We start from the raw sequence: 18,772 nt of genomic DNA, 5'->3' as shown, positions 1-18,772 counted from the left end.
CCGACGGCGGCCACCGGACTCCGGTGGCCGCCGAACCGCCCTACCCCTCCCCCGCGTCCCGCCCGAGGACCTCGCCCGCGGTCACCCGGCGCAGCGCCTCCGCCAGGTCCCGGCCCGACGGCAGCGCGTCCGGCGTGACCAGCGACTGCACCATCAGCCCGGTCAGCAGCGCCTGGTAGAAGGACCCCACGACGCGGGCGGTCTCCGCGTCGACCTCGGTGTCCGGCACCCCTTCGAAGACCGCGACCAGCCCCTCGCCGCCCTCCGGCAGCACCTCGCCGAGGGCGGTACGCAGCGCCTCGTCGCGCGGCAGCAGCCCCAGCACCTCGACCTGTGACGCGATGAACTGCGGCTCGGTGGCGATGCGTTGCACGACGGTGTCCCAGATCGCGGCGAACCGCTCCAGCGGCTCGCCCTCCCCGGCTCGCGCCCCGCCGGCCGCGGGCACCTCGGCGAACCCGGCGCCCCATTCCTCACTGGCGGCGATCACCGCCCGGCGCATCAGGGCGTCCTTGGAGCCGTAGTGATAGCCGATGGAGGCGAGGTTGGCGCCGGAGGCGGCGACGATGTCGCGGGCGGTGGTGCGCGCGTACCCCTTCTCCAGGAGGCACCGCTTGGCGCCCTCCAGAAGATCTTCGCGGTGTCCCATGCGGGCAGCCTACCGCCGCACCGGACACCTGTACCAGACGAGCGTCTTATACGTACGTACAGGCCCTGGCGGATCGGCAGCGGACCGGCGGCGGACCGGATCGGCGACCCCCGCCGCGGCTCAGCTCCGTCCCTCCGGCCCCGGCGGTTTCAGCCCGTAGTGGCGGTAGAGCCGGTCCTCCTCGGAGGGATCGAGATGACCGTCCGCGTCGATCCTCGGCGCTTCCTTGATGGTCGCCTTGGAGTACGGCACCTGAAGGTCGTCCCCGGTCCGCCGGGCCCCGGCGAGCGGCACGAACGTCTCCTTCATGCCGAACAGTCCGGTCCGCACGGTGATCCACTCGGGGTCGTTGGTGGCGTCGTCCCGGTAGACCTGCTGGACGATGCCCACCCTCGCGCCCTCCGCGTCCACCACGTGCAGACCGGTCAGACTCTGCGGAGTGTCACCCAGGGGTGCGGTCATGGCGTGCTGTCTCCTTCCGCACGCACCGGCGGGCACGCGCACTTCCCATTGCGCGTCGCACACGTCCCACCGGCGACTCGGCAGCCCCGGCGCCCGGCGGCTCCGGCGGCCACCGGACGGCGCTCGCAGGCCCCTCGCCCTCGGGACCCGCTGGGCCGTTCGGATGAACGGGGCGAGAGACCGGCGTCCACGGGCAGCACCGCGGCACCTCCGTACGAGGCGCGCACGGCAACGGGCCCGGACTCCGCCGCGGCGAAGTCCGGGCCCGCTGACCCGCGAAAGCCGGTGGCTCAGTGGGTGAGGTTCACCGCGCGCACCGAGGTCGCGCCGATCTCCTCGGCGATCTCGCCCAGCACATGCGCCGGAATGGTGTCGTCGACCGTGAGCACGACCAGCGCCTCGCCGCCGACGTCGGCCCGGGAGACCTGCATGCCGCCGATGTTGATGCCCGCCTCGCCCAGGATCCGGCCGACGGTGCCGACGACGCCGGGGCGGTCGGTGTAGCGGAGGAACGCCATGTGGTCGGCGAGCGCGAGGTCGATGGAGTGCTCGCCGACCGCCACGATCTTCTGCACGTTCTTGTGGCCGGCCAGGGTGCCGGAGATCGACACCTCCTCGCCGCCCGCGAGCGTGCCGCGGACGGTCACCACGTTGCGGTGCTCGGGCGACTCGCTGCTGGTGGTCAGCCGCACCTCGATGCCGCGCTCCTGCGCGAACAGCGGGGCGTTGACGTAGGACACCGTCTCGTCCACGACGTCCTCGAACACGCCCTTGAGCGCGGAGAGTTCGAGCACCTTGACGTCGTGCTGGGTGATCTCGCCGTACACCTCGACGTCGAGGCGGAGCGCGACCTCGCCGGCCAGCGCGGTGAAGATCCGGCCCAGCCGCTCGGCCAGCGGCAGCCCCGGCTTCACGTCCTCCGCGATCACACCGCCCTGGACGTTGACCGCGTCCGGCACCAGCTCGCCGGCGAGCGCCAGGCGCACCGACTTGGCGACCGCGATACCGGCCTTCTCCTGTGCCTCACCCGTCGACGCGCCGAGGTGCGGGGTGGCGACGACCTGGTCGAACTCGAAGAGCGGCGAGTCGGTGCAGGGCTCGACGGCGTACACGTCCAGACCCGCGCCGGCCACCCGGCCCTCCTTGAGCGCGCTGGCCAACGCCGCCTCGTCCACGATCCCGCCGCGCGCGGCGTTGACGATCCGGACGCTCGGCTTGACCTTGTGCAGCGCCTCGTCGCCGATCAGGCCGACGGTCTCCGGCGTCTTGGGGAGGTGGACGGTGATGAAGTCGGAGACCTCCAACAGCTCGTCCAGGGTCAGCAGCTTGACGCCCATCTGGGCGGCGCGGGCCGGCTGGACGTAGGGGTCGTAGGCGACGACCTTCATGCCGAAGGCGGACATCCGCTGGGCGACCAGCACGCCGATCCGGCCGAGGCCGACCACGCCGAGGGTCTTCTCGCTGAGCTCGACGCCGGTGTACTTGCTGCGCTTCCACTCGCCGTTCTTGAGGGCGGAGTTCGCCTGCGGGATGTTGCGGGCGGTGGCGACCAGCAGACCGCATGCCAGCTCGGCGGCGGTGACGATGTTGGAGGTCGGGGCGTTGACGACCATCACGCCGGCCTTGGTGGCGGCGGAGACGTCGACGTTGTCCAGGCCGACACCGGCCCGGGCGACGACCTTCAGCTTCCTGGCGACGGCGATCGCGTCGGCGTCCACCTTCGTCGCGCTGCGCACCAGGATGGCATCGACGTCGGCGATCGCGGGCAGCAGCTCGGCGCGGTCGGCGCCGTTGCAGTGCCGGATCTCGAAGTCCGGGCCGAGGGCGTCGACGGTGGCCGGCGACAGCTCCTCGGCGATCAGTACAACGGGTTTACCCGGGTTGGCAGTGCTCACGTGGTCTTCAGTCCTCACTAGTCCTTCGCGGACGGCCGTCCCGACGGCCGAAGGCGGTGAAGGGGGGAAAGCCGCGTGGAAGACGCACGACGCTGTGAGCCTGACGCGCTTGTGACGAGCAGTGTAGTGGCGAGGGGCGGCACGGGCTGTGCCGATGCGGAAGGATCACCCATGCGTGGTGCTACGTGGTGGACAAGGTGGTGCGGCGACGCAGGGGCGGCGGGGGCGAGGGGGCCGCCGGCGGTGCCGCGGCCCCCTCGCCCCACGGGCTCACGCCTCGTCGTCCACCCAGCTCATCAGCTTCCGCAGCTTCTTGCCGGTGGTCTCCAGCAGGTGGTTCTCGTCGGCCTTCTTGTACTCGTTGTACTTCGGCAGACCGGCGTTGTACTCCGCCATCCAGTTGTTGGCGAAGGTGCCGTCCTGGATCTCGGAGAGCACCTTCTTCATCTCGGCCTTGGTGGCGTCGGTGATGATCCGCGGGCCGGTGACGTAGTCGCCCCACTCGGCGGTCTCGGAGACCGACCAGCGCATCTTCTCCAGGCCGCCCTCGTACATCAGGTCCACGATCAGCTTCAGCTCGTGGAGGCACTCGAAGTAGGCGATCTCGGGCTGGTAGCCCGCCTCGACCAGGGTCTCGAAGCCGGCCTTGACCAGCGCCGAGGCGCCACCGCAGAGCACCGCCTGCTCACCGAACAGGTCGGTCTCGGTCTCCTCGGTGAAGGTGGTCTTGATGACGCCGGCGCGGGTGCCGCCGATGCCCTTGGCGTACGAGAGCGCCAGGTCGAACGCCTTACCGGACGCGTCCTGCTCGACGGCCGCGATGCACGGCACGCCGCGGCCCTCTTCGTACTGACGGCGGACCAGGTGGCCCGGGCCCTTGGGGGCGACCATGCAGACGTCCACGCCGGCCGGGGCCTTGATGAAGCCGTACCGGATGTTCAGGCCGTGGCCGAAGAACAGCGCGTCGCCGTCCTTCAGGTGGTCCCTGATGGACTCCTCGTAGACCTTGGCCTGGATCGGGTCCGGCACCAGGATCATGATGACGTCGGCCTCGGCGGCGGCCTCGGCGGGGGTCACCACGCGCAGGCCCTGCTCCTCGGCCTTCGCCTTGGACTTGGAGCCCTCGTGCAGACCGACGCGCACGTCGACGCCCGAGTCGCGCAGGGACAGCGCGTGGGCGTGGCCCTGGCTTCCGTAGCCGATGACCGCGACCTTGCGGTTCTGGATGATGGACAGGTCGGCGTCGTCGTCGTAGAACAGCTCGGCCACTTCGGGTATCTCCTTGGATTGAGCGGGTGCCCACACAGTACGTCGGGCGGGGCGGGGAAAGTTGCGGGGTCTCGCCATACGGTCCGGCCGGACCGCCGGATCAGGCCGTGCGGTCCAGGGCACGCAGCGAGCGGTCCGTGATGGACCGGGCGCCACGGCCTATCGCGATGGTGCCCGACTGCACCAACTCCTTGATGCCGAACGGCTCCAGCATCTTGAGCATCGCCTCCAGCTTGTCGCTGGAACCGGTCGCCTCGATCGTGACCGCCTCCGGGGAGACGTCGACGGTCTTGGCGCGGAAGAGCTGGACGATCTCGACGATCTGCGAGCGGGTCTCGTTGTCGGCGCGGACCTTCACCAGGACGAGCTCACGCTGGATGGCCGAGCCGGGCTCCAGCTCGACGATCTTCAGGACGTTGACGAGCTTGTTGAGCTGCTTGGTGACCTGCTCCAGCGGCAGCGACTCGACGCTGACCACGATGGTGATGCGGGAGATGTCGGGGTGCTCGGTGACCCCGACCGCGAGCGAGTCGATGTTGAAGCCGCGGCGGGAGAACAGCGCGGCGATCCGGGCGAGGATGCCGGGGGTGTTCTCCACCAGGACGGAGAGCGTGTGCTTGGACATGTCGTCTTCTCTCTTCTTCCGTGACGTCCTGGCTCAGTCGTCTTCGTTGTCGCCGAAGTCGGGACGCACGCCCCGGGCGGCCATGACCTCGTCGTTGGAGGTGCCGGCCGCGACCATCGGCCACACCTGTGCATCTTCGTGCACGATGAAGTCGACCACGACCGGGCGGTCGTTGACGGCGTTGGCCTTGGCGATGACCGCGTCCAGCTCCGCCGGGTCCTCGCAGCGCATCGCGACGCAGCCCATGGCCTCGGCCAGCTTGACGAAGTCCGGGCACCGGGTGCCGGCCGCCGGGCCGCTCCCGGGAGCCATGGCGCCGGCGTCCGGGCCGCTGTGCAGCACGGTGTTGGAGTAGCGCTGGTTGTAGAACAGCGTCTGCCACTGGCGGACCATGCCCAGCGCGCCGTTGTTGATGATCGCGACCTTGATCGGGATGTTGTTGAGCGCGCAGGTGACCAGTTCCTGGTTGGTCATCTGGAAGCAGCCGTCACCGTCGATCGCCCAGACCGTGCGGTCCGGCATCCCGGCCTTGGCGCCCATCGCCGCGGGCACCGCGTAGCCCATGGTCCCGGCGCCGCCGGAGTTGAGCCAGGTCGAGGGCTGCTCGTAGTCGATGAAGTGGGCGGCCCACATCTGGTGCTGGCCGACGCCGGCCGCGTAGATGGTGCCGGCGGGGGCGAGCCGGCCGATCCGCTCGATGACCTGCTGCGGGGAGAGGCTGCCGTCCTCCGGCAGGTCGTAGCCCAGCGGGTAGGTCTCGCGCCAGCGGTTGAGGTCCTTCCACCAGGAGCCGTAGTCGCCCTTGTGGCCGGCGTCGTACTCGGCCTGGACCGCGACGATCAGGTCGGCGATGACCTCGCGGGCGTCGCCGACGATGGGCACGTCGGCGGCGCGGTTCTTGCCGATCTCCGCCGGGTCGATGTCGGCGTGCACGACCTTGGCGTACGGCGCGAAGGAGTCCAGCTTGCCGGTGACCCGGTCGTCGAAGCGGGCGCCGAGGGTGATCAGCAGGTCCGCCTTCTGGAGCGCGGTGACCGCGGCGACCGAGCCGTGCATACCGGGCATGCCGAGGTGCTGCGGGTGGGTGTCGGGGAACGAGCCCAGCGCCATCAGGGTCGTGGTGACCGGGGCGCCGGTCAGCTCGGCGAGCACCTTCAGCTCGGCGGTGGCGCCGGACTTCATGACGCCGCCGCCGACGTAGAGCACCGGGCGCCTGGACTCGACGATCAGCCGGGCGGCCTCGCGGATCTGCTTGGCGTGCGGCTTGGTGACCGGGCGGTAGCCGGGCAGGTCGGTGTGCGGCGGCCAGACGAACGTGGTCTGCGCCTGGAGGGCGTCCTTGGCGATGTCGACCAGGACCGGGCCCGGCCGGCCGGTGGAGGCGACGTGGAACGCCTCGGCGATCGTCCTGGGGATCTCGGCCGGGTCGGTGACCAGCCAGTTGTGCTTGGTGATCGGCATCGTGATGCCGCAGATGTCCGCCTCCTGGAAGGCGTCCGTGCCGATCGCCTTGGAGGCCACCTGGCCGGTGATCGCGACCAGCGGCACGGAGTCCATGTGCGCGTCCGCGATCGGGGTGACCAGGTTGGTGGCGCCCGGCCCGGAGGTCGCCATGCAGACGCCGACCTTGCCGGTGGCCTGGGCGTATCCGGTGGCGGCGTGTCCCGCGCCCTGCTCGTGCCGCACCAGCACGTGCCGGACCTTCGAGGAGTCCATCATCGGGTCGTAGGCGGGAAGGATCGCACCGCCGGGAATGCCGAACACGGTGTCGGCCCCGACCTCCTCCAGCGAACGAATGAGGGACTGCGCGCCCGTGACGTGCTCGACGGTCGCGGGCTTCTGCGATCCGCCGGAGTTACGGGCCCGCGGCTGCGGATGGTGGGCCCCGGTGGCCTGCTCGGTCATCTGCGTCTCTTCTCGAAGCTGAGGGTTTTGACGGGATTTGTGAGGTTGCTGTGCAACAAAAAACCCCTCGTGCCGTGAGGCAAGCGAGGGGAGCGCGCCGGTGTGGTCAGCTGGGCTTCGTCAGGGGCCCAGCTTCAGCCGACGCGCTTTCCAAGTACGAGAATTCGGGTGCGCATGGAACTGACCCTCCCCCCGGCGCGCACTGAGTGTCAAGTGGGTGGGACGGAGGTCTCACTATTTGAGCGCAACGGGGGATGAGCCCGGGTGTCCGGGCCGGCCGCGCCGCCGTGGCGGGCGGGCAGGCCGCTGCCGCTGAGCACCACCGCCCGGCCGGGGCCCGTCAGGTCCGGGACCGGGTAGCTCCCCCGGGTCAGCGCCCGCCGCAGCCGGTGCTCTTCCAGCGGCCCGGAGAAGGCCATGCCCTGGCCGTGGGTGCACCCCATGGAGCGGAGCGCGAGCACCTGCTCGGGCAGATCGACGCCCTCCGCGACCGACTTCATGCCGAGGTCGGAGGCGATCCGCAGCAGCCCTGCGGTGATCTTGTGCACCCGGGGGGATTCCACCACCCCGTCGATCAGCTCGCGGTCCAGCCGCAGCACGTCGACGGGCAGCCGGCGCAGCGCCCCCATCGCGGCGCAGCCGCTGCCGAAGGCGTCCAGCGCGATCCGTACGCCGAGCCGGCGGAGCGCGGTCAGCCGGCGCTCCAGGTCGTCGAGCGGGACGCGGGGATCGCTTTCGGACAACTCCAGCACCAGCGCCCCCGAGGGGAGGCCGTGCCGGACGAGCAGCGCCTCGATGCTCTTGGGGGGCAGCGAGCGGTCCAGCAGCCGGCGGGCGGAGAGCCGGACCGCGACCGGTGCCTTGTGGCCGGCGCGGTGCCGCGTCGCGGCCTGCGCGACCGCCTCCTCCAGCTGCCAGCGGCCCAGCTCCGCGGCCCGCTCGCCGTCCTCGTCGGTGAGCCGCCCGCGGGCGCCGACGCGGAGGAACTCGGCGGGGGTGAAGAGGATGCCCTCGGCGGAGCGCCAGCGGGCCTGCGCGGCGACCGCGGTGATCCGCCCACTGGCCAGCTCGACCACCGGCTGGTGCAGCAGCGCGAACTCCCCGTCGTGCAGGGCGGTCCGCAGCTTCGTGGCGAGCTCGGCGCGGTGCGTGACCTCGTCCTGCATCTGCGGGGCGTACAGCTCGACCCGGCCCTTGCCGGCCTGCTTGGCGCGGTACATCGCCAGGTCGGCGTTGCGCAGCAGGCCGGACGGGCTGATGCCCGGTTCGGCGAAGGCGACTCCGATGCTGGCCGCGACCCGGACGTCCCGCCCGTCGATGCGGTACGGCTCGGAGAGCCTGATACGCAGCCGGTCGGCGATCTCGTGGATGCGGTGCTCGCGGGCCGCCCGGTCGCGGGTGCCGTCGCCGGTGATCAGCGCGGCGAACTCGTCGCCGCCCAGCCGGGCCGCTATGTCGCCGGCCCGCACCGATTCGGCCAGCCGGCGGGCCGCCTGCACCAGGAGCTCGTCGCCCGCCTGGTGCCCGATGGTGTCGTTGACCTGCTTGAAGCCGTCCAGGTCGATGTAGAGCACGGCGGTGTCGTGGTCGCTGGCGCGGCGGCCGGTGACGGCCTTGGTGACGCGTTCGGTGAACAGCGCGCGGTTGGGCAGGTCGGTGAGCGCGTCGTGCGAGGCGTTGTGCTGGAGCTGGGCCTGGAGCCGGACCCGCTCGGTGACATCGCGGGAGTTGAAGATCAGGCCGCCGTGGTGGCGGTTGACGGTGGACTCGACGTTCAGCCAGCCGTCGCCGCCGGAGCGCTGCTCGCCGGCCCGGAAGCGGCATTCGATACGGGTGGTCGGCTCGGCCTCGGGCGAGGCGGCGAGGAACCGGCGGACCTCGTGGACCACCCGCCCCAGGTCCTCGGGGTGGATCAGCGAGGCCAGCTCGGAGCCGACCAGCTCCTCCGCGTCGCGGCCGTAGACGCCGGCGGCGGCCGGGCTGACGTAGCGCAGCACACCGGTGGGGGCGGCGATCATGATGACGTCGCTGGAGCCCTGGACCAGGGAGCGGAAGTGGTTCTCCTTCTGGGCCAGTTCCTGCGTGAGGGTGATGTTGTCGAGCAGCATGATGCCCTGCCGGACGACCAGCGCCAGGACGACCGCGCAGCCGGTGAAGAGCACCACGCGGTCGATCCGCCGCCCGTCCAGGACGTTGGTCAGGATGCCCAGGGTGCACACGGCGGCGGCCAGATACGGCGTGAGCGCCGCCAGCGAGCCCGCGATGGGGCGGCTGCCGGGGGGCGGCTGCGGGCGGCGCACGGCCTGCTCGGCGGGCTCGCCGACGAGCTCGCGGCCGGAGCGGCGGGCCACCCACGGGGCGTACGCGAGCAGCATCGAGCCGGCGAACCAGCCGGCGTCCAGGATCTGGCCGGAGCGGTAGTGCTCGCGCAGCAGCGGCGAGCTGAACAGCGCGTCGCACAGCACCGTCAACGCCAGTGCGGCGATCGCGGTGTTGACCGCGGAGCGGTGCACCGAGGAGCGCCGGAAGTGCAGCGCCAGCACCATGCTCACCAGCACGATGTCCAGCAGCGGATACGCCAGCGACAGCGCGCTCTGGGCGACCGAGCGGCCGTGGAAGTGCGCGGTGTGCGCGAGCGCGAGACTCCAGGAGAGGGTCAGCAGCGAGCCGGCGATCAGCCAGGCGTCGAGCCCCAGGCAGACCCAACCGGCCCGGGTCACCGGCCGCTTGGCGAGCACCAGCAGCCCCACGATGGCCGGCGGCGCGAACAGCAGGAAGCAGAAGTCGGCCAGCGAGGGGCTGGGCACGGTGGCCCCCTTGACGACCTCGTACCAGCCCCAGACGGCGTTGCCGAGACCGGCCATCCCGGACGAGACGGCGAACAGCATCCAGGCCGGGCGGAAGGGGGTGTGGTACCTGCGGGCGTACACACCGCAGGAGACGGCCGCGACGAGGGCGGCCAGGCTGAGCCCGAAGTCCCCCATGAACATGGCGAGATACGCCGATCCCCAGCCCACGGAGGCGCCGATGGCGTAGCCGCCGCAGACGGCGGCCAGCGCGATCTGCGGGACGGCGCTCGGCTGACCGCCGACCTGCGCGGGCGTCCGCGAGAGCGTCGCCCCCGGCGCGCTCACCGGTCTCTCCCGTTCACCCGCGACGGACCGCTTCGGGACCGGCGCACCCGGGGTTCCTGTGGCATTGCCGCGGGCGCTCGTGGATCGCGTGTCTCGCGGATCATCCATCGGATGTACATCGCCCGTCGCCCCCCTCGGTTCCGGATCTTTCGTACCGCGCCGTCACGATCCCGGCGCGATCCCCGCTCGGGACGATACACCAGATCCGTCACTCAGGGACATAGCCTCTCTACACAGCGTGACATCCCTCCGAAGAGTGAACACCCCTCGCAGTCCTACGGCTTCGTAGAGCGACCCGCAACCCGCCCGGGGGCGGTCGCGACCACGTTCCGTACGGGTTCGCCGGCCGCGAAAAGCGCCAGCTGCTCGCACAGCAGCCGCTTCGCACGGGGCAGAAACGCAGAGCTGGGACCACCGACGTGAGGAGTGATGAGCACGCCGGGAGCGTGCCACAGCGGATGGCCCGCGGGGAGGGGTTCCGGATCGGTGACATCGAGGGCCGCGCGGAGCCGTCCCGACGTCAGTTCGGCGAGTAGCGCCGGCGTGTCGACGACCGGACCGCGGGCGATGTTGACGAGCAGTGCGCCGTCCTTCATCCGGGCCAGGAAATCGCGTCCTACCAGGCCACGGGTCTCGTCGGTCAGCGGAGTGGCCACCACGACGACGTCCGCCGCGGGCAAGAGGGCGGTCAGCTCGGAGAGTGGATGCACCGGACCGCGCACGGTGTCACGTGCGGTGCGCGCGATGCGCGTCACCCGCGCGCACTCGAAAGGCGTGAGCCGGTCCTCGATGGCACTGCCGATCGAACCATAGCCCACAATGAGCACCGACTTGTCGGCAAGTGCCGGCCGGAACCCGGTCCGCCACTCCCCCGCGTCCTGGGCCCGGACGAAGTCCGGGATGCCGCGCAGCGACGCCAGGATCAGGGTGAGCGCGAGCTCGGCGGTGCTGGCGTCGTGCAGCCCGCGGGCGTTGCACAGCAGCGCACCGGACGGCATTCGGGACAGCCCCGGCAGCAGGTTCTCGACCCCGGCGGTCAGGGCCTGCACCACCCGCACCCGGCCCATCCGCGGCAGCGGGCGCAGACAGACGTCGGTCCGCCTCAGGTAGGGGACGGCGTAGAAGACGCAGCGGTCGGGGTCGGCCGGATAGTCCGGGCCGGCGTCCCAGTGGACGTAACTCAGGCCGTCGGGAAGGCCGTCGATCTCGTCGGGAGGGATCGGAAGCCATACGTCGCCGGCGGTCGCGTGCGGGTCTGTTGTTGCCATGACCTGAGGCTATGCGAAGAGACGTTTGGTTCAGACGTTAGTTTGGACTGGCCCTTGATCGGGGGCGAGGGGACGGAGGCACGACCAGGTGGAGCGCAGGACAATCGGCGCGGCAGCCCTCGAAGTGGGCGCAATCGGGCTCGGCTGCATGCCGATGAGCTGGGGGTACACCGAGTCGCAGCGCAGCGGGGAGGGCTCGCTGCGGACCCTGCACGCCGCGCTCGACCGGGGGTGCAGCCTGCTGGACACCGCCGATATGTACGGCCCGTTCACCAACGAGCTGCTGGTGGGCCGGGCGCTCAAGGTGCGGCGCCAGGACGCGTTCGTGTCCACCAAGTGCGGGCTGCTGGCCGGGGACCAGCACATCGTCGCCAACGGGCGGCCCGGCTACATCAAGCGCGCCTGCGACGCCTCGCTGCGCCGCCTCCAGACCGACCGCATCGACCTCTACCAGCTCCACCGCGCCGACCCCGAAGTGCCCATCGAGGAGACCTGGGGGGCGATGGCGGAGCTGGTGGCGGCCGGGAAGGTGCGGTCGCTGGGCCTGTGCGCGGTCGGCGCGCGCGCCGTGCGACCGCCGCGCACGGCGCGTACGGAGCCGCGGGCGGCCGGGGTGCGGGGGCGCCCCCGGTCGCGGATGCACGACGGGACGCTGCGCCAACTGGAGCGGATCCAGCAGGTGTTCCCGGTCAGCAGCGTGCAGGCGGAGCTGTCGGTGTGGTCGCCGGAGGCGCTGGAGGAGCTGCTCCCGTGGTGCGAGTCGCGCGGGGTGGGCTTCCTGGCGGCGATGCCGCTGGGCAACGGCTACCTGACCGGCACCCTCACCCCCGGCCAGGGCTTCGAACCGGAGGACATACGGGCCCGCCATCCGCGCTTCACCGCCGAGATGATGGCCGCCAACCAGCCGGTGGTGGCCGGGCTGCGCCGGGTCGGCGCCCGGCACGGGGCGACCCCGGGGCAGGTGGCGCTGGCCTGGGTGCTGGCCCAGGGCCGCCATGTGGTCCCCGTACCGGGTACGAAGAAGGAACGCTGGGCGGCACAGAACGCCAAGGCGGCGGAGCTGATGCTTACTCAGGAGGACCTGAGGGAGATCGCGTTACTGCCGCGGGGGCGGGGGTCTTGGGACTGACCGTTCCGCTGCGCTTGGCCGGCGCCCCACGTTGTTGGCCGTCCCGCCGTTCCGCTGCGCTTGGCCGGCCTCCCACGTTGTTGGCTGTCCCGCCGCTCCGCTGCGCTTGGCCGGCCTCCCACGTTGTTGGCTGCCCCGCCGTGCGCCTGCGGTGGGCGGCTTACCACGTTGTCGGCCGTCCCGCCGTGGGGGTTTGTCGCCGTTGCGCCTGCGGCGGGCGGCTTTCGACGATTCCGGGTGCGGCCCGTCCGCTGCGCTTTGCCTCGCCCGATGCTGTTGGCTGTCCCGCCGTGCGCCTGCGGCGGGGCGGCTTACCACGTTGTCGGCCGTCCCGCCGTGGGGGTTTGTCGCCGTTGCGCCTGCGGCGGGCGGGGCCGCTGCCCTTCCGCTGCGCTTTGCCTCGCCCGACGTTGTTGGCTTTCCCGCCGTTGCGCCTGCGGCGGGCGGGGCCGCTGCGCGGGGCTGTCGGGTGCGGTGACGGGCCGGAGGGGCAGGGTGTCCGGACGTAAAGCGAAGCAGTCCGGACACCCTGCCCCTCCGCCCCGCCCCCTCCCGTGGAGGGGAGGAAAGACCGGTAGGTGGGGGCTGGTGTGAGTGGGAGCGCTCGGGGGGAGGTGGTGTCCTTGTCCCGCCGACGACGAGAGGACCGCTGCCGTGCAACGCCGTTCCAGGACCGCCGTGTTGGCCGCTGTTTCGCTGCTCCTGGCGGCGGGGTGCTCGTCCGGAGGTGGGGTGGCGGGGGGTGGTGCGGGGTCCGGCGGGGCGGGCAAGCGTACCGGGGCGTCCTCGCCGAGTCCGTCGGCGGTGGTGCCGCCGGCCAGGGGCACCGTGCGGGTCGCCGGGGTGCTGGCCACCGGTCTGAAGTCGCCGTGGGGTGTCGCGGTGCTGCCCGGCGGGGACCTGCTGGTCGGCGAGCGGGACACCGGGAAGATCGTCCGGGTCGCGGCGCGCGACGGCAAGGTCACCGGGCTGGGGTCGGTGCCGGGTGTGGACCCGGGGGGCGAGGGCGGGCTGCTGGGGCTGGCGGTGCCCTCGACGTTCGGCGCCGACCACGAGGTCTACGCGTACTTCACCACCGCGTCCGACAACCGGATCGCGCGGATGATCTACGACGAGAAGCGGGCGCCGGGCAACCAACTGGGCGCGCCCAACACGATTTTCAAGGACATCCCCAAGGGTCAGGTCCACAACGGCGGGCGGATCGCCTTCGGCCCGGACAAGATGCTCTACGCGGGTACCGGTGAGACCGGTGACAAGCGGCTGGCCCAGGACAAGAAGTCGCCGGCCGGGAAGATCCTGCGGATGACCCCGGACGGCGAGCCGGTGCACGGCAACCCCGAGGCCGACTCGGTGGTGTACGACTACGGCCACGGCGATGTGGAGGGGCTGGCCTGGGACGGCGACCGGCGGCTGTGGGCCTCGGAGTCGGGGCAGGACGTGGGGGGCGGGATCGATCTGATCGAGCCGGGGAGGAACCATGGCCGGCCGGGGGGCGCGGGCGGCACGTTCGCCGGGCCGGTCGTCCGGTGGAAGTCCGCCGACGCCTCGCCCGGCGGGATCGCGTACGCCAAGGGCTCGATCTGGGTGGCGGCGCCGCGTGGCGAGCGGCTGTGGCGGATCGCGTTGAACGGGACGAAACCGGTGGCCGCGCCGCAGGCTTTTCTGCCGGGCCGGTACGGGCGGCTGCGGACCGTGGTGGCGGCCGACGACGGGGCGTTGTGGCTGGTCACCGGCAATACGGACGGACGCGGCAAGCCCCGCGAGGGGGATGACCGGATTCTCCGGCTCACGGTGAGCTGAACCCCTTTTCGTGGGACCTGTCGCGTGGGACCTGCTTACACTCGGGCCAGGGACAGACCCTGGGGGGACGGGTCGCTCCGGAAGGGGGCTTCGTGTTCAACGTGGTGGAAGAGCTGTTCGCGCCCGGCCGCAAGCACACCGAAGAGGAGCGGCAGAAGCTGTCGCTGGTGGTGGACGACGTGGGCGACGGGGATCCCGGGCACGGGCCGATAGATCTCGCGTCGGGGGTCGTGGTCATCCGGGCCGGGCGGGACGTCCGGGCGGCCGGGGGCGGTACCGGGGCGGACTGAGCCGCTCCGGTGGCTATCTGCTCGCGGTCGGCTCGCCGAACAGCCGCAGGCGGTGGGCCACCGCGCCCGCCTCGCCGCGGCCGGCGACGCCCAGCTTGGCGAGGATGTTGGAGACATGCACGCTGGCGGTCTTCGGCGAGATGAACAGGGCGTCGGCTATCTGGCGGTTGCTGCGGCCATCGGCGACCAGGCGGAGCACGTCGCGCTCGCGCGGGGTCAGACCGAGGGATTCCGCGGGGGCGGTGCCGGCCGGCGCGTCCGCGGTCCGGTCCCCGGCGGCGCGGGATGTCTCGGCCGCGGCGGGGGCCGCCAGGCCATGGACGGGTATCCGGGCGCGCTGGGCGAGGAGTTCGAGCTCGTCGGCGAGCGGGCGGGCACCCATCGCCGCGGCGGCGGCGTGCGCCTGGCCGAGCAGCAGCACGGCGGCCTCGCGCGGGGTGCGGCCGTCGAGGCCGGCGGTGGCCCGCTCGCCGCCGTGCAGCAGCGATTCGGCCCAGCGGTAGCAGGCCCAGGCGAGTTCGTGCGGGCGCTCCAGCCGTTCGAAGGCGGCGACCGTCGCGGCCCAGGCGTCGGGGGCCTCGCGGCCCTCGGCACGCAGGAGTTCGGCCTCGACCGCCAGGCCGAACGCGTCCCAGACCGGGGCGATCCGGGGCAGCCGCTTGGCGGCGTCGCGGATCCGGGCGAGGATCCGGACCCGGCCGGGCTCGGCGGACGGCAGACCGCGGACATCGGACTCGGCGGCGGTCGCCGACCACAGGAGCGGCCAGGCGTAGCGCTGGAGGCCGGGCGCGAAGCCGGCGTCCAGGGCCGACCGTTCGAGGATGGCGCGCGCGTCGTCGATGCGGCCCTGGCGGGCGGCGAGCCGCAGCGCGTGCCGCGCCATGGGCAGGGCGTGCTGCGGCTGGGGGTCGTGGGTGCCGTAGTGCTCCTGGGCGACGGCCAGTTCGCGCTCGGCGGCGGCGAGGTCGCCCCCGTCCAGGGCGAGGCCGGTGAGTCGGCTGGCGGCCAGGGCGGTGGCGCGGCGGTTCTGCGCGTAGCGGTGGGCGTCGGCGGCGGCCCGGCCCGCCGCCGCCCAGCTGCCCAGCGACTGGAGCGACTCGGCGCGATTGCTCAGCACCCAGCTGGTGGTGTCCTTGAGGCCGTAGCGGGTGGTCAGTTCGACGCCCTGCTCGGTGACCTCGACGGCTTCGCGGGACCGGCCGACGCCTTCGAGGATGCCCGCGAGGTTGATGTGGCCGCGGCCGATGACGGCGAAACAGCCGCGGTCCACGGCGCGGCCGAGGACCGTACGGAAGTCGGACAGGCCCTCCTCGATCTCCCCGGCGTCGATCCGCAGCCCGGCCAGTGTCACCCGGGAGTTCAGCTCCGCCTCTTCGTCGCCCACCAACCGGGCGAGCTCCACGGCCCGTTCGGCGGTGGTGAAGGTGCCGGGGCCCGGCTCGTGGAGCATCTGCCAGCTGGCGACGGCGGCCAGCACGGCGGCGTGCACGGAGGACGGCGGCAGACCGCGCATCAGCTCCTGGGCCTTGCCCAGGTCGTCCCAGCCGTTGCCGCGGCCGGTGCCCTGGCAGAGCCGGGAGCGCTGGAGCAGGAACCAGGCGGTGCGGTGGGGGTCCCCCTTGCCCGCACCGTGGTGCGCGCTCGCGGCAAGGTCGTCCTCGCTGCGCAGCGTGCGCAGGGCGCGCTTGGTGATGGTGAAGGCCCGCTCGCTGTCGCCGGACAGCCGGGCGGCCACCGCGATCTCGGCGAGCAGGTCGAGGAAGCGCAGCGCGTCGTCGTCGCAGCCGCAGGCCGGGTACGCCTCGGCGTAGTCGATCGGGCGGACGCCCTGGCGGACCTCCGGGGGCGCGTCGTCCCACAGCTCCAGGGCGCGGTCCAGCAGCCGCAGTTGCTCGGCGTAGGCATGGCGGCGGCGGGCCTGGACGGAGGCGGCGAGCACCGCGGGCAGCGCCTTGGCGGCGTCATGGGCCTTGTACCAGTAACTGGCCAGGCGGGTGGCGCAGACGTCGGAGCGGACCAGCGAGCGGTCGGCCTCCAGGGCCTCGGCGTACCGGCGGTTCAGCCGTGTGCGCTCGCCGGGCAGCAGGTCGTCGACGACGGCCTCGCGGACCAGCGCGTGCCGGAAGCGGTAGCCCGTGCCGTCCTGGGTGGGGACGAGGGTGTTGCTGCCGACGGCCGCGCGCAGCGCCTCGATGAGGTCGTCCTCGGGCATCCGGCAGACGGCGGCGAGGAGTTCGTGCTCGACCGTGGAGCCGCCCTCGGCGGCGATCCGCACCACCCGCTGGGCGTCCTCGGGCAGCGCCTCGACCCGCACCAGCAGCAGATCGCGCAGCGGATCGCTGAGGCCGTACCGGCAGCCCTCGGCGAGGCCGCGGGCCAGCTCCTCGACGAAGAACGCATTGCCCTCGGAGCGCTTGAACACCCGGTCGACGGTGTCCTCTTCGGGCTCGCTGCCCTGGATCCCGGCGATCTGGGAGCGGACCTCGTCGCGGGTGAAGCGGGCCAGTTCGACGCGGCGGACGGTCCGCATCCGATCGATCTCGGCGAGGAAGGGGCGCAGCGGATGGCGGCGGTGGATGTCGTCGGAGCGGTACGTCGCGACCAGCAGGACGTCGGCGTCGTGCAGGGCGCGCAGGAGGTAGGCCAGCAGCTCGCGGGTAGAGCGGTCGGCCCAGTGGAGGTCCTCGATGACGATGACCAGGGTGCGGTGGGCGGCCAGCCGCTCCAGGAGCCGGGCGGTCAGCTCGAAGAGGCGGGCCCGGCCGATCTCCTCGTCACGGGTCTCGCCGGCGGCCTCCCCCAACTCCGGCAGGATGCGGGCCAGTTCGCCCTCCTGGCCGGCGACGGCGGCGGCGAGCTCCGTACGCAGATGCGCGTTGAGGGTGTGCAGGATCGAGGAGAACGGGGCGAACGGCAGGCCCTCGGAGCCGATCTCGATGCAGCCGCCGAGCGCGACCAGCGCGCCCTGCGCGCGGGCCGTCTCGCCGAACTCCTCGATGAGCCGGGTCTTGCCGACCCCGGCCTCGCCGCCGATCAGCAGGGCCTGGGGCTCGCCGGACCCGGTGGCCCGCGCCAGCGCGTCGCGCAGCGCGGTGAGTTCGGCCGCGCGGCCGACGAACACGGGACTGATGGCTCTGTTCTCCACGCTGCCGAGCATCGCACAGGGGTCTGACAATGCGGCAGTGGGCCAGGGGCTTTCCGACCCTGGCCCACCGGACAGCCCTTGGGGCACACCGGCCGTCCGCCGCGGTCAGGCGCCGGCGCGCCGTACCCGCCGACGCCGGACGCTCACCTGCCTTTCCGGTTCGCCGCCGCTGGAGGAGGCGGCGGCGCGCGCCACTTCGGCGGCCTCGCGGACCAGGCGCCGCCGGTCGGCCTCGCGGCGCAGTTCCTCGTAGCGGACCCGGATCTCCAGTTCGGACGCGTACATGATGTCTCCCTCGACGGTGGTGGGCCGGCGCCCCGGCCGTCTGCCGGGGCGCCGCTGTGCTCAACTCTCGTCGCCGAGGGGGGTCCGCCACATCGGGAGAGTTCCCGATCTCCGCGGCCCGGCGGTGCTCAGAAACCGGGTCCGGGTCGCGGAGGGGGCTTAGGGGGCGGCGCCGCCGCCCCCGGAGGGCTTAGGCACCGCCGCCGGGCCCCTTAGGGATGCTGGGCATGCTCGCGAACAGGTCGAGGTACATCCCGGCGGAGACCAGGAGCCCCAGCACGCCCAGCGCCAGCGCGCCCCAGGCGACGGCCCGCACCCAGGTGCTCCGCCGCCCGGTCAGCACCACCGCGGCGACGAGCATGGCGAGCACCGCGAACACCCCGTTGACCAGGGCGGTGGTGTGCCAGGGCGCGCCGTAGACGGTGGCGATCTGGTCGGTGGCCTTGCCGGTCTGGAGCTTGATCTGGCCCAGCAGCGTCTGCCGTTCGGCCAGCAGCGTCCCGAGGTAGGTACCGGTGAGGGAGGCCAGGCCCAGTCCGGCCGCGACCACGGCGCCGGCGCCGGCGGCCACTCCGGTGGCGGCCGGTCCGGACGCCGGCTCGTCCTCGCCGTCGTCGCCGATGTCATGACCCCTGTCGTGGACGTCGTGGGCGCTGTCCGCAGCCCCGTCGGCGCCGTCGGCGCCTTCCTCGGATTCCGGCTCCGTGCCCTTCCCCGCCTCCGCGGCCTTCCCTGTCGTGCCGGCCGTCCCGGTCTGCCGGGCCTTCCCGGCCTCCTCCGCCTTCCCTGTCTCCTCGGCCGTCCCCGCCGTGCCGGCCACGGTCGTCTCGTCGTCGGTTCGCTTGTCGGTCGTCGTTCCCATGGGCGCGACCGTAGGGGCCCTGTCTGAGAGTCGTATGAGAGTCAGCCGAAAGCC

Annotated in this window: 13 protein-coding genes and 1 pseudogene; 3 read left to right on the top strand and 11 right to left on the bottom strand. The window is 72.5% G+C overall.

Features of this window, described 5'->3' with window-relative positions:
• Positions 1-40: 40 nt before the first annotated feature.
• The 8 genes and pseudogenes from RZ84_RS25455 to RZ84_RS25420 form a co-directional block, all read right to left on the bottom strand.
• A complete protein-coding gene (locus RZ84_RS25455) occupies positions 41-649 on the bottom strand; it encodes a TetR/AcrR family transcriptional regulator (protein WP_043266250.1) in 609 nt (202 codons plus the stop codon).
• Positions 650-799: 150 nt separating this feature from the next.
• Positions 800-1,111 (bottom strand): annotated as a pseudogene (locus RZ84_RS25450) (PRC-barrel domain-containing protein); the annotation flags it as partial.
• A 290-nt stretch (positions 1,112-1,401) separates the two neighbouring features.
• Positions 1,402-3,006, bottom strand: a complete 1,605-nt coding sequence (gene serA / locus RZ84_RS25445; RefSeq protein ID WP_043266249.1) for a phosphoglycerate dehydrogenase — start codon at positions 3,004-3,006, stop codon at positions 1,402-1,404.
• Positions 3,007-3,276: 270 nt separating this feature from the next.
• Positions 3,277-4,275, bottom strand: coding sequence for a ketol-acid reductoisomerase (gene ilvC / locus RZ84_RS25440; RefSeq protein ID WP_043266248.1), 999 nt, complete (start codon positions 4,273-4,275; stop codon positions 3,277-3,279).
• A gap of 100 nt (positions 4,276-4,375) precedes the next feature.
• On the bottom strand, positions 4,376-4,900 hold the full coding sequence (ilvN, locus tag RZ84_RS25435) for an acetolactate synthase small subunit (protein ID WP_043266247.1): 525 nt from the start codon (positions 4,898-4,900) through the stop codon (positions 4,376-4,378).
• A gap of 33 nt (positions 4,901-4,933) precedes the next feature.
• Positions 4,934-6,805, bottom strand: a complete 1,872-nt coding sequence (locus RZ84_RS25430) for an acetolactate synthase large subunit (protein WP_043266246.1) — start codon at positions 6,803-6,805, stop codon at positions 4,934-4,936.
• A gap of 209 nt (positions 6,806-7,014) precedes the next feature.
• Complete coding sequence (locus RZ84_RS25425) at positions 7,015-9,867, bottom strand: putative bifunctional diguanylate cyclase/phosphodiesterase (protein ID WP_241778094.1); 2,853 nt, start codon at positions 9,865-9,867, stop codon at positions 7,015-7,017.
• Between the two features lie 347 nt (positions 9,868-10,214).
• Entirely contained in the window at positions 10,215-11,207 is a 993-nt protein-coding gene (locus RZ84_RS25420) for a 2-hydroxyacid dehydrogenase (RefSeq protein WP_043266244.1), read from the bottom strand.
• Between the two features lie 88 nt (positions 11,208-11,295).
• Here RZ84_RS25420 and RZ84_RS25415 point away from each other — a divergent pair, with 88 nt between their 5' ends.
• From RZ84_RS25415 to RZ84_RS25405, 3 genes are all read left to right on the top strand, one after another.
• Positions 11,296-12,336 carry an aldo/keto reductase gene (locus RZ84_RS25415; protein WP_078894171.1) on the top strand — a complete coding sequence of 347 codons (1,041 nt, stop codon included), beginning with the start codon at positions 11,296-11,298 and terminating at the stop codon, positions 12,334-12,336.
• Between the two features lie 654 nt (positions 12,337-12,990).
• The gene (locus tag RZ84_RS25410) at positions 12,991-14,136 is read left to right on the top strand and encodes a PQQ-dependent sugar dehydrogenase (protein WP_043266242.1); all 1,146 of its coding nucleotides are present in this window, start codon (positions 12,991-12,993) and stop codon (positions 14,134-14,136) included.
• Positions 14,137-14,228: 92 nt separating this feature from the next.
• Positions 14,229-14,426, top strand: coding sequence for a DUF6191 domain-containing protein (locus RZ84_RS25405; protein WP_043266241.1), 198 nt, complete (start codon positions 14,229-14,231; stop codon positions 14,424-14,426).
• A 13-nt stretch (positions 14,427-14,439) separates the two neighbouring features.
• On the opposite strand, the gene RZ84_RS25400 is transcribed toward RZ84_RS25405, so the two are convergent.
• The 3 genes from RZ84_RS25400 to RZ84_RS25390 all read right to left on the bottom strand — a co-directional run bounded on the left by RZ84_RS25400 (position 14,440) and on the right by RZ84_RS25390 (position 18,718).
• A complete protein-coding gene (locus tag RZ84_RS25400) occupies positions 14,440-17,583 on the bottom strand; it encodes a helix-turn-helix transcriptional regulator (RefSeq protein WP_043266240.1) in 3,144 nt (1,047 codons plus the stop codon).
• 93 nt (positions 17,584-17,676) lie between these two features.
• Positions 17,677-17,856, bottom strand: coding sequence for a hypothetical protein (locus RZ84_RS25395; protein WP_043266239.1), 180 nt, complete (start codon positions 17,854-17,856; stop codon positions 17,677-17,679).
• A gap of 190 nt (positions 17,857-18,046) precedes the next feature.
• The gene (locus RZ84_RS25390) at positions 18,047-18,718 is read right to left on the bottom strand and encodes a hypothetical protein (RefSeq protein WP_043266238.1); all 672 of its coding nucleotides are present in this window, start codon (positions 18,716-18,718) and stop codon (positions 18,047-18,049) included.
• Positions 18,719-18,772: the final 54 nt, after the last annotated feature.

The sequence above is a fragment of the Streptomyces sp. CT34 genome, assembly GCF_000805335.1.
Taxonomy (GTDB): Bacteria; Actinomycetota; Actinomycetes; order Streptomycetales; family Streptomycetaceae; genus Streptomyces.
The sequence above is the reverse complement of the archived record's forward strand: the minus strand, read 5'-3'. Positions and strand labels throughout refer to the sequence as shown.